The 10,519-nt window shown below is 63.7% G+C and carries 10 protein-coding genes; 8 read left to right on the top strand and 2 right to left on the bottom strand.

Features of this window, described 5'->3' with window-relative positions:
* Positions 1-119: 119 nt before the first annotated feature.
* The 8 genes from I2H31_RS19500 (at position 120) to I2H31_RS19465 (ending at position 8,652) form a co-directional block, all read left to right on the top strand.
* On the top strand, positions 120-818 hold the full coding sequence (locus I2H31_RS19500; protein WP_196294736.1) for a metallophosphoesterase family protein: 699 nt from the start codon (positions 120-122) through the stop codon (positions 816-818).
* Between the two features lie 559 nt (positions 819-1,377).
* Positions 1,378-3,942 carry an autotransporter outer membrane beta-barrel domain-containing protein gene (locus I2H31_RS19495; protein ID WP_196294735.1) on the top strand — a complete coding sequence of 855 codons (2,565 nt, stop codon included), beginning with the start codon at positions 1,378-1,380 and terminating at the stop codon, positions 3,940-3,942.
* Positions 3,943-4,295: 353 nt separating this feature from the next.
* The gene (locus I2H31_RS19490) at positions 4,296-4,847 is read left to right on the top strand and encodes a hypothetical protein (RefSeq protein ID WP_196294734.1); all 552 of its coding nucleotides are present in this window, start codon (positions 4,296-4,298) and stop codon (positions 4,845-4,847) included.
* A gap of 11 nt (positions 4,848-4,858) precedes the next feature.
* On the top strand, positions 4,859-5,419 hold the full coding sequence (locus tag I2H31_RS19485) for a hypothetical protein (protein WP_196294733.1): 561 nt from the start codon (positions 4,859-4,861) through the stop codon (positions 5,417-5,419).
* Positions 5,420-5,429: 10 nt separating this feature from the next.
* Positions 5,430-5,993 (top strand): hypothetical protein, encoded by a 564-nt coding sequence (locus I2H31_RS19480; RefSeq protein WP_196294732.1) that lies wholly within the window; start codon positions 5,430-5,432, stop codon positions 5,991-5,993.
* 31 nt (positions 5,994-6,024) lie between these two features.
* Positions 6,025-6,789: a hypothetical protein gene (locus I2H31_RS19475; RefSeq protein ID WP_196294731.1), complete on the top strand. Its 765-nt coding sequence runs from the start codon at positions 6,025-6,027 to the stop codon at positions 6,787-6,789.
* A complete protein-coding gene (locus tag I2H31_RS19470) occupies positions 6,782-8,053 on the top strand; it encodes a T9SS type A sorting domain-containing protein (RefSeq protein WP_196294730.1) in 1,272 nt (423 codons plus the stop codon). The genes I2H31_RS19475 and I2H31_RS19470 overlap by 8 nt, the downstream gene beginning before the upstream one ends.
* A 107-nt stretch (positions 8,054-8,160) precedes the next feature.
* A complete protein-coding gene (locus I2H31_RS19465) occupies positions 8,161-8,652 on the top strand; it encodes a hypothetical protein (protein WP_196294729.1) in 492 nt (163 codons plus the stop codon).
* Positions 8,653-9,045: 393 nt separating this feature from the next.
* On the opposite strand, the gene I2H31_RS19460 is transcribed toward I2H31_RS19465, so the two are convergent.
* Together I2H31_RS19460 and I2H31_RS19455 are read right to left on the bottom strand one after the other, a co-directional pair.
* Positions 9,046-9,843: an anti-sigma factor gene (locus tag I2H31_RS19460; RefSeq protein ID WP_196294728.1), complete on the bottom strand. Its 798-nt coding sequence runs from the start codon at positions 9,841-9,843 to the stop codon at positions 9,046-9,048.
* 179 nt (positions 9,844-10,022) lie between these two features.
* Complete coding sequence (locus I2H31_RS19455) at positions 10,023-10,511, bottom strand: RNA polymerase sigma factor (protein ID WP_196294727.1); 489 nt, start codon at positions 10,509-10,511, stop codon at positions 10,023-10,025.
* Positions 10,512-10,519 lie beyond the last annotated feature (8 nt).

The following is a 10,519-nucleotide window of genomic DNA, read 5'->3' as shown; positions in this document are numbered from 1 at the left end:
ATCTTTACCGCTGTAGTAATCCAATTAAAAGGAGTTACTGTTGCGGTAAAGATGCTTCGCTGACGCTCTGCATGACGTTCTTTTTTGATTAATTATTGGCAACTCCAACACCTGCGTCTATGCGCCGCTTTGCCACCACCGACTTGCACGGCTGCCTGCACACCTTTCGCCACCTGGTGGAGGAAGAGCTGCGCCTGACCCCGCGCGACGAGCTGTATTTGCTGGGCGACTACGTGAACAAAGGCCCCGACAGCCGCGGCGTGCTCGACTACCTCATGCAGCTGCAGGCCCGGGGCTACCGGGTGCACTGCCTGCGCGGCAACCACGACCAGGCCCTGCTCGACGCCGCCCGCCACCGCTGGCGCTGGGACTGGCTGGGCCCCCGCGGCCGGCAGCCCACGCTGCGCAGCTTCGGCGTGCGGCGCCTGGCCGACATTCCGGCGCCCTACCTCAACTGGCTGGCCGCCCTGCCCTACGAAATCGAGTTGCCCGACTTCGTGCTGGTGCACGCCGGCTACAATTTTGCCCTGCCGCCGGCCGAGATGCGGCAGGACCACGCCACCATGCTCAACACCAAGAAATTCGTGTACGACGCCTCCCGCCTGGGCGGGCGCCGGCTGTTGCACGGCCACGTGCCCACGGCCGCCGCCCAGGTGCGCAGCAAAGCCGCCGGCCGGCCCGGCGCGCTGGGCCTCGACGCCGGCTGCGTGTACCGCCACAACGCGGAGCTGGGCCAGTTGGCCGCCCTGAATCTGGACAGTTGGGAACTGCTACTGGTGCCAAACTGCGAACCACCCTACGCCATCGGCAAGCGCTGAAACAACGGCAGTACCAGAGTTTGACAACGGCCCGTATTCCCGTTATGGGGTGCGGGATTTTGCATTTTGCGAAGTGGGTGGTAATGCCGCTTTATAAGTAGTTAGAATTCGCGTTATAAAATCTCAGGGCGTGTGATTGGAATAATCATAAATATGCAATTTTGCCGGTGTGTTTTTACTTAATCATTAAGTACGTCATTATTCATTAAATCGGATTGGGTGTAAAACGCAATTATTTTTAATTTAATAGCAATATCAAATGAAATGGCTAGGATTCAGGCAACAAAATGAATTGACAATTGCATTTTCTCTTTCAATAATTGATTGCGCTATTGCACTCTTGTAGGGTGAAGGATAGGTTTGATAAATGCAATAATCGGTTGCGGCTGCAAGAGTGCGAATGACTGGGGTTGGCATTGGGGTAATAAGGACAAAAATGTCACTTTGCCAAACGTCAGTCTTGTATTGCTGACCTCTTCACCACAGGGATTTTGCTGCTCGCATTGGCCAGGCAGTGACGCCGGTCGGATTCCCTTTAGCAAACCAACATCCTACTACAATGAAGCAACTGATACCCTCCACCAACCATTCCCACCATTCCTTTGGCCAGCTGCCCGCCCTGCCGTGGTGGGTGCGTCGCCGCTGGCAGCTGGTGGCGCTGCTGCTGACGGCGCTGCTGCTGCTGGGCAGCCGCGCCCAGGCCACGGTCGTCGTCCCCGTCGGCACAGCCCCGGGCGGGCAGTATCCCACCATCGCGCTGGCGCTGGCCGCCGTGCCCTCGCCCCTGCCCGTGGCGTATGAGCTGGAGCTGCTCGACGCCACCTATTCGGAAAACGTGTTCCTGAACAAAACCGGCACCGCGGCCAACGGTCTCACCATCCGGCCGGCGGCCGGCGTCACGGTGGTCATCAACGGCACGGTCACGTTTGGGGCGGGCAGCGCCTACGCCACGCTCAGCGGCAACAACGGCGGCCCCCGCGCCCTCACCGTGCGCCAGGGCAGCCAGCTGCTGCCGGCCCTGGTGTTCAGCGGCGATGCGTCGCACAACACCGCCAGCCAAATTGTGGTGCGCGGCGCCACCTCTTCCTGGACCAGCGGCGTGGTGGTCATCGGCGACGGCTACGCCACCGGCAACGACGACAACGCCCTCACCCAAAGCAGCGTGGGCAACGCCGACCCGGCCCTGCTGCCCGCCAACTTGGTGTACGCGGCCAACGCGGGCGGCGGCACCAACGACGGCTTCGCCCTCACCGGCAATGACTTGTTCAACTTCACCCGCACCGGCGTGCAGGTAGGCGCCGGCAATGGCGATGCCTGGACCATTCGCAACAACAACATTTACTACAACGCCGCAGCCGTGCCCACCACCGCCCAGACCGGCATTGATTTCGGCCCCGGCAGCGCCGCCAACGACGCCCTGGTGGCCAACAACGCCATTGGCGGGCAGGCGGCCGGCGCCACGGCGGGCATCTGGACGAACGCCGGCACCCAAAGCTTCCGCGGCATCGTGATGAACTGCGGCAACAGCAGCACCCTCACCAACGAGGTGACGGGCAACCTGGTGAAAAACGTGAGTCTGACGGGCACGAGCTCGGCCGCCCTCACGGCCCTGGGCGTGGACGCGGGCCGCAACGAGCTCTCGGGCAACACCGTGGCCAGCGTGACCAACACCGGCACCAGCGGCGTCAACAGCCTGGTGAGCCGCGCCAACACCATGCTCGGCACCTTCTCGGTGAGCAGCGGCCAGCTGATGGTGGTGGAAAGCGGCGTGACCGTGGTGCAGGGCGACCTCATCAACGCCGGCATTCTGAACCATACCGGCGGCGACATGCTCGTGACCGGCAACTTCACCAACACCGGCACCTTTGCTCAGACACTGGGCGACATCGAAATCCGGGGCAACATGGTCAATTCGGGCCAGTTCACCTGCTCCACGGGCAAGGTGAAGCTGACCGGCAACGGTCCCCAAACCGTGAGCGGCGGCCTCTACTTCAACCTGGAAGTGAACGGCGCGGGCACCAAAACCCTCACCGGCAACGCCACCGTGTACAACGGCGTGCAGATGCTCAGCGGCGTGCTGGCCACCGGCAGCCGCTACGCCCTGACCCTCGACCGTCTGGCCAACCTCGTGGAAACCGACGCCAGCTACGTGCTGGGCCGCGTGGACGTGAACCGCACCCCCACGGCCGGCGTGCTGGAAGACTTCGGCGGCGTGGGCCTAGAAATGACGCCCGCCACGGGCTCCACGCTGCCCGGCAGCACCTTCGTGACGCGCATCACCGGCACGGCGCCGGTGGGCGTGGGCGGCCGCCAGGGCATTCTGCGGTATTACGACATCGACGCCGACGTGCTCAGCGGCCTCAACCTGACCCTGACCCTGCGCTACCTCGACCACGAGCTCAACGGCATCAGCCGGGGCAACCTGCGCTTTTTTAAGTCGACCAACGGCGGCGCCACCTGGGCGGCCCGGGGCGTGAGCACGGCCGGCGCGGGCACGCCCACTGGCACCGGCTACGCCACCCTGGGCGCCGTGGACGGCTTCTCGCGCTGGACGCTGGGCGACTTCATTGCCCCGCTGCCGGTGAGCCTCACCGAATTTAAAGCCGAGCGCGAGGGCCGCAACGCCGTGCTGAGCTGGACCACCGCCACCGAGCAGAACAACCGCGGCTTCGGTATCGAAGTCTCGCTTGACGGCAAGACGTTTAGCGAAATCGGCTTCGTGGCGGCCCAGGGCGGCGGCACCGGCAGCGCCCCGCGCCGCTACCGCTTCGTGGATGCCCGCGAGGGCAAGGCCGGCCGCCGCTACTACCGCCTGCGCCAGGACGACCGCACCCCCGGCGAGCCCCGCTACTACGGCCCCCAGCAGTTCACCTTCGAGGCCGAGGAGCCCGTGTTTTCCGCCTACCCCACGCAGTTTGGCCAAGACCTGACCGTGGAGCTGCGCCACCCCGCCACCACCGCCACCCTGCGCCTGCTCGACGGCCTGGGCCGCGAGGTGTGGCGCCAGGACGTGGCGCCCGGCGCGGCGCCGCTGCACGTGCAGCCCACCGGCCCAGCCGGCGCCTACATCCTCACCGCCACCGTGGCCGGCCAGGTGCTGCGCCAGCGCGTGGTGAAAGACTGAGGCCGAGAGCCGCGCTCCGCGCCGTTCCGCCTGGTTGAAAAGCCCCAGCTACGTCAGTGGCTGGGGCTTTTTCGTGGGCGGCGCAAGCTGGACAAGGCATGTCGCAATCGAGCTGATTTTGGAGAGGAAAAAGTGATAGTTCGCCAACAGAAACCTGGCTGAACGTTGAGCTAGGGCCTTGCCGGTGGCCCAATGGCCGAGTGGACTCCCAGACAACGCCGGAAAACCGATGTCGCATTTAGGGCCGAAGTGTCCTTTTATCACCTTATTATCCGGTGGAGCTTTACCCCTGCGTTAGGCGTATCTTCCTTCGTCGGCGAAAGATGCCCGCTCCACCCTCAACGCACCATAGCATGAACCGCAAGCTGTTCCTCTACCTGTGCCTGGCCACGCTCACCCAGTGCAGCAAGTGCAAAAACGACCCCACGCCCCAGGACCCGGCCGCCCAGCTCCCGCCCGCCACCCAGACCGGCGCGGGCACCTTCGGCTGCCTGATTAATGGGCTGGCTTGGACACCGAAAGGCAACGTTGGCTCTAGCAATTTTGATGTGATATACGACCCGAGTTTCCGGGGGGGCGACCTGAACATCGGAGCCTACAGAATCGCAGATGGGCGTCAGCAATACTTCTCGATTTCAGCTGCCCCGGTTACAGGCACTGGAGTGTATTCATTTGCAAGGCCCGCAGGCATATGTACCGCTACTTATACCGACACACCAGGGGCTTTAAATGGTTGTAACCTCATCACTTCTGACCAAGACGTGGCCTACCGGGAGGGGCAGTTGGCAATCACCCGGTTCGACACCCGCAATGGGGTCGTGTCGGGCACGTTCTCCTTCAAGCTGCTGCAAGCCGGCTGCGACACGCTGCGCATCACGCAAGGCCGCTTCGACGCCAAGTTCTAAGCCTCCTTCTCATGCCTTCCTCCCTCGCCCTCCGCAAGCTGTTCCTCTACCTGTGCCTTCTCACGCTCACCCAGTGCAGCACGTGCAAAAACGACCCCGTGCCCCAGGACCCGGCCGCCCAGCTCCCGCCCGCCACCCAGACCGGCGCGGGCACCTTCGGCTGCCTCGTCAACGGCCAGGTGTATACCCCCAGCGAAAATACCGGGACTAGCAACTTCAACGCGACCTATGACCCAACATTTCAAGGCGGCACGTTAGACCTCAGAGCTTACAATTGCTCCGGGGATTGTGCCAGTACCAAGCGTACGATTATTCTTGGGGGCGTAGGGATAAATAAAGCGGGTACTTATTCACTGGTATCTATGGGACAGCAGTCGGCGTCTTTCTTCGATAGAGGTAGAGCTTTCCCTTGCAGTGAATACGACGGCAGTAGAGGTGCCTACGTGAATGGAGTGCTTATTATTTCACGTTTAAGCGGCGGAATTATCTCGGGTACCTTCAATTTCAAAACAGCCCAGCCTGGCTGCGACACGCTGCGCATTACGCAAGGCCGCTTCGACGCCAAGTTCTAAGCCTCCTTCCATGCCTTCCTCCCTCGCCCTCCGCAAATTCCTGCTGTACCTGTGCCTTCTCACGCTCACCCAGTGCAGCAAGTGCAAAAACGACCCCACGCCCCAGGACCCGGCCGCCCAGCTCCCGCCCGCCACCCAGACCGGCGCCGGCACCTTCGGCTGCCTCGTCAACGGGCAGGTGTATACCCCACAAGGGAACACGGGTACCAACAACCTTGGAATTACATATGACCCGGGATTTAGAGGAGGGTCAATTGTGATTGAAACCTATAGAACAGAAGGTGGTGGGCTCACAAAATATCTAAGTATAGATGCTGCCCCCATCAAGGCAGAAGGCAGCTATTCCCTGAATTTAGGTACAGGTATCGGGGAAGTGCTTTATTCGAGTGGTGGGCCAGCACCTTGTGGGTTTATGTATGATAGCCGCGACGTGACTTACCGGAAAGCAACCTTACTCATCACGCGATTAGACGTCAATAGCCGAATAATAGCCGGAACCTTTAACGCAACTATTGCCCGTGCCGGCTGCGACACGCTGCGCATTACGCAAGGCCGCTTCGACGCCAAGTTCTAAGCCATTCTTTTCACCCTTTTCCCTAACGCGTATGAAAAAGACTACCCTCTTGTTGCTGTGCTGCTGGCTGCTGGCCCTGGGCCGCGTGGCCGCCCAGAGCGCCCCGCCCCTCGACTCGGTGCGGCTGTACCTGGATAATATGTTTGCCAACGTCGACAAAACTCAGGTGCCCACGCCCTACCTGGAAGAATACGGCGCCCGCTTTGCGCCCCTGCGCCTGTTTGCCGGCACGCTGCAGGACTCCAACCGCACCACCGTCGACGTGTGGCGGCTGCTCTACGGCACCGTGCTCAGCGGCAACATCAACGGCCCCTGCACCCTGCCCCTGCTGCCCGACCTCAACACCGCGCTGCAAGCCCAGGAAGCCGCCGGCCCGGCCATTCCGCTGCTGGTGCAGCGCCTCGACTACGCCACCCTGCGGCCCGACGCCGTGACCGCCGGGCTGCTCACCGGGCAAAACGACCAGCTCTTCGACGTGCCCGGCCGCACGCAAAGCCCCTACCGGGTGCGCACCGTGTTTGCCGCCGCCCCGGCGCGCAGCACGGCCCCCACCGGCAACGTGTCGTTTGTCTTCACGCAGGCCCTGCACGTGCAAAGCGGGGGCGGCAGCCTGCGCAGCCTCAGCCTCGACTTCGGCGACGGCCGCGGCTACCTGCCCGCCACCTGGGGCCAGCCCCTGGCGGCCAGCTACGCCACGGCGGGCACCAAGCGCGTGAAGGTGCGCGTCACCTACAACATCCCCCTGGGAACGGCGCGGCTTGCGGGTGTGGCAGCAGGTACGGGTGCTGGTGTTTAGCACCAAAATCTACCTCACCCGCTGGGACTACCAGTCGCCGCCCAACAACCCCATTGCCTGGGACGGCTTGCCAGGCGGCACCCAGCGCATAAAAGGGCAAATAGACATTGCCACGGGCACCGCCTTCGGCACGTGGTGGTGGTTTCCCTTGCCCGTGTTCGGCTATGAGTCCTACGCCGCACTGGCCGATAATTTTTGCTTTGTGCCCACGGCCAGCGCCCTCGACGTGCCCCAGTTCGACAACATCACCACGCGGGCCAGCTACATCAGCAACGTGACCACCGGCCCCAGCCAACCGTTGCCCGTGAGCTTCATTGCGCAAGGGCCCTACACGAGCCCGAACACGGGGCAAGCCGCTTACAACTTCGAGCATCCCCGGTTTCCCGGCCGGCAAGCGCAGTGGATGTTCAACGAGATGGAAAACAACCTGGCGGCCAATATTTCATTGACCTGCGCGACGGAATGCTCGCTCGCCGACGGAAAGACCATTGCCGGTCCGGTCACGGTGTGTGGCCCCTCCACGTTCACCAGCCCCTTGCAGGACCCGCGCTACACCTACACCTGGACGGCCACGCCGGCTACTTTGTTTACCGTGGCCAACGGCACGGGCCCAACGTTTCAAACCAGCAATGCCTCGAACGGCCTGGGCATCGTTCAGTTGACCATCAGCGCGGGGTGTGCGCCAATTTCCTTGTTTAAAGACGTGGCGGTGGGCCCGCCCGCCAGCCCGGCCACGCAAGGGCCAAACTGGGGCACCGATTGCGGCCCCGTCACAAAGGTGTGCCGCATCGACAACTTCGACCCGCAGGCAACTTACGCAATCAGCGTCACCGGGGCCTTATCGCTGATTGGCACGGGGGTTTCCTCTAGCGGGACCTACGCCGTGCGCACCGGTCGGACGGGCGGTCTGGTAGGCCACATCGAAATCACCGCCACCAACGGCTGCGGCACTTCCGACATCAGCGCCCTGAACGTCATCACGCCCTGTGGCGACAACGGGTTGCAAGCCGCTCGCTCGGCCACGCTCTACCCCAACCCCGCCCGCGAAACCGTGGACGTGCATATCGAAGATGCCGACGCCGCCCGCCCCGTCACGGTGCGCCTCTACGACGCCACCGGCCGGCCCCGCGCCGAGCAGGCCAGCCGCGGCGCCGAAACCACCCTGCGCCTGCACACCGAAAAGCTCCCGGCCGGCCTCTACTTCGTGCACATCCTGCGCGGCGGCCAGGTAGTAAAACGCGAACAGTTACAAATAGAAAAATAGCCACACCGTTTTGCTTATATTTACCAGCACACGCGGACGGCCGGAGCCTTCGGGCCCGGCCGTCCGTTTTTTTCATCTTTCTTTTTTCAGTTTACCCCCCAATTCTCATGAAGCAAGGCAACCGCATTTCCGAAACCCTCTCTATGGCCGACGCCCAGAAAATCGTCGACCTGCTCCATCAGGTCGAAGCCCTGATGCCCTTCCTCCTCACCCTGCAGCCCGAGGAAAGCCGCAGCCTGCGCAACATCGGCTTCGACGGCCTGCCCTTCGTCATGGCGGCCCTGGACGCCACGCGGGCCAGCATCGACTTCACCCGCCGCGGCTTCGACCTGGCCGAGTTCGAAAAAGACGTGGCCCTGGTGGAAGTCCTGCGCCGCATCCAGGCCGTGCTCGCGCCCCTTTCCCAAAAGGTGACCGATACCTTCCGCGTGGTCGGCGCCGACGCCATGATAACCGCCGACGACGTGTACGAAGACATGAACAAGGACAACGGTGAAACCGCCGCCGTGCAGGCCTCCCGCCAAATCATGAAAAAGCGCTACGCCCACCGCATCAGCCCCGAAAAAGCGGCCAAAGCCGCCAAGGCCACCCCCGCCTAAGTGGTCGGAAACCACTCCCGGGTGGTGCCGGACCGGTCCGAAGTGGTTCGCAACCACCCCCAGAGTGGTTCCCGACCACTCCGGGGTGGTTCCGAACCGGTCCCGAGTGGTTCCGAACCACCCGAAAGTGGTTTGCAACCACCCCCCGGGTGGTCCGGAACCACTCCCGGGTGGTCCGGAACCACTCCCGGGTGGTGTAGCACCACTCGCAAGTGGTAAAAAACCGGTCCCGGGTGGTGCAATACCACCCGGGACCGGTTTTTTATATCAGCTGGGTCCAGTTGTGGTAGAGACGCAACATGTTGCGTCTCGTCGTTGAACAACTTGCATCGAACGGTACCGTCCGAACGATTCGCAGCTGGCGCGGCCACCGAGCCGCAACAGCTTGCGGCGCTACTGCCCTTGCAGCACGCCGGCCGCCACCGCCCGCCGGGCCGAGGCGCGGTAGGGGTTGAGCGAGTCGGCGGCCACGGCGCGCAGCTCGGCCAGGGCCGGGGCCAGCTCTTTGGCCTGCCAGTAGGCCATGCCCAGGTGGTAGCGGGCGCGGCGCGTGAGCTCGCTCGGGGGGGTGGTTTCGTCGCGCACGCGGCGCAGGTAGAGCTGGGCGGCGCTGCCCTGGCCCTGGCGCAGCAAAATGAGGCCGCGCAGGTAGAGCAGCGTGTCGTTGCCCACGTTGGTGGGGCTCACGCGGCCCAGCGAGTGCAGCGCCGCCGGGTAGTGGCCCGACTGGTACTGGTCGAGGGCTTCGGAGAGCAGGGGGCGGGTATGCAGCAGGGCAGCCGTCACCACGGGGCCGGGGTCGGGCTGGTAGTAGGCTTCCCAGCTGCGCGGCGGGCGGGCGCGGCTGGGGCCCAGCACAAACCAGGCAACCACCGTGGCGGCCACCAGCAGCACCGCGCCCAGGGTGCCCAGCACCGTGAGCAGGCGTTGCCGCCGCTGGCTCAGGCGCTCGGCGCGGGCCAGGGCGGTGCCGCGCTCGTTCATGCGCTCGTCCAGGGCTTGCAGGCGCAGGCGCAGGGTGTCGTGGCCGGCCGCCCAGCGCAGGTCGGCGGTGAGCTGCTCGTAGGCGGCGTGGGCGTCGGCCAGGGCCTCGTCCTGCTCCAGGCGCAGCTCAAAAGCCTCCTGCTCGGCCGGGGCCATCTGGCCGTCGGCAAAGCGTTCGAGCACGTCGAAGTAAGGGCGCAGGTCCATGGGATGTGAGGGGAGGAGGGGGATAGAGAGATGGAGTTCAACAAGCGTCTGTCATCCTGAGCGCAGCGAAGGACCTTATTACGGTTGGAGTAGTTGGAGTAGTAATTACTGCTAATCGTTCTTTGGTAATAAGGTCCTTCGCCGCGCTCAGGATGACAGACGACGACTCCATTTTTCCTCTACCGCAGCAGCTCGTACAGCTTGCGCAGGCAGGTGCTTTTCTGGAGGCGGGCCACGGTGGCGTTGGGAAAGCCCATCTTGCCGCCCATCTTCTCGAAGTTGTAGCCGCGGAAGTAAAAGTAGGTCAGCACCTGCTGGCAGTCGGCCCCCAGCTGGTTGAACTGGGCCAGCAGGCGCTGGCGGCGGCCGGCTTCGGCGGCGGGCAGGGGCACGTGGGCGGGCACGTTGGCCTCCAGGCGCTGCTGGGCCATGCCGTAGAGGAAGGCGCGCAGGTCGTCGGGCATTTTGGTGATGCGGCCGTCGGCCACCTGGTCGTAGAAGTCGAGCAGGGTGTCCTGCAGCAGCCCGTGGGCCTGGGCGGGCCCCAGCTGGTGCTGGCGCTGGGCCCAGCGGGCAAACAGGTGCCGCGAGCGTTGGTAGAAGTCAATCAGAAACTTCTGATTGCCGACGCGCAGCTGGGTAAGGGTTTCGGCAAGAGGCGCGGACATGGCAAGGG

This window comes from Hymenobacter ruricola (genome assembly GCF_015694525.1).
GTDB classification, from domain to species: Bacteria; Bacteroidota; Bacteroidia; order Cytophagales; family Hymenobacteraceae; genus Hymenobacter; species Hymenobacter ruricola.
This window is presented reverse-complemented; position numbering and strand designations above follow the sequence as displayed.

Bases quoted from the DNA above. Each gene is read 5' to 3' on its own strand.
- I2H31_RS19460 (WP_196294728.1), bottom strand. From the start codon at position 9,843: ATGGACCTGCGCCCTTACTTCGACGTGCTCGAACGCTTTGCCGACGGC.
- I2H31_RS19480 (WP_196294732.1), top strand. From the start codon at position 5,430: ATGCCTTCCTCCCTCGCCCTCCGCAAATTCCTGCTGTACCTGTGCCTT.
- I2H31_RS19465 (WP_196294729.1), top strand. From the start codon at position 8,161: ATGAAGCAAGGCAACCGCATTTCCGAAACCCTCTCTATGGCCGACGCC.
- I2H31_RS19455 (WP_196294727.1), bottom strand. From the start codon at position 10,511: ATGTCCGCGCCTCTTGCCGAAACCCTTACCCAGCTGCGCGTCGGCAAT.
- I2H31_RS19495 (WP_196294735.1), top strand. From the start codon at position 1,378: ATGAAGCAACTGATACCCTCCACCAACCATTCCCACCATTCCTTTGGC.
- I2H31_RS19490 (WP_196294734.1), top strand. From the start codon at position 4,296: ATGAACCGCAAGCTGTTCCTCTACCTGTGCCTGGCCACGCTCACCCAG.
- I2H31_RS19500 (WP_196294736.1), top strand. From the start codon at position 120: ATGCGCCGCTTTGCCACCACCGACTTGCACGGCTGCCTGCACACCTTT.
- I2H31_RS19485 (WP_196294733.1), top strand. From the start codon at position 4,859: ATGCCTTCCTCCCTCGCCCTCCGCAAGCTGTTCCTCTACCTGTGCCTT.
- I2H31_RS19475 (WP_196294731.1), top strand. From the start codon at position 6,025: ATGAAAAAGACTACCCTCTTGTTGCTGTGCTGCTGGCTGCTGGCCCTG.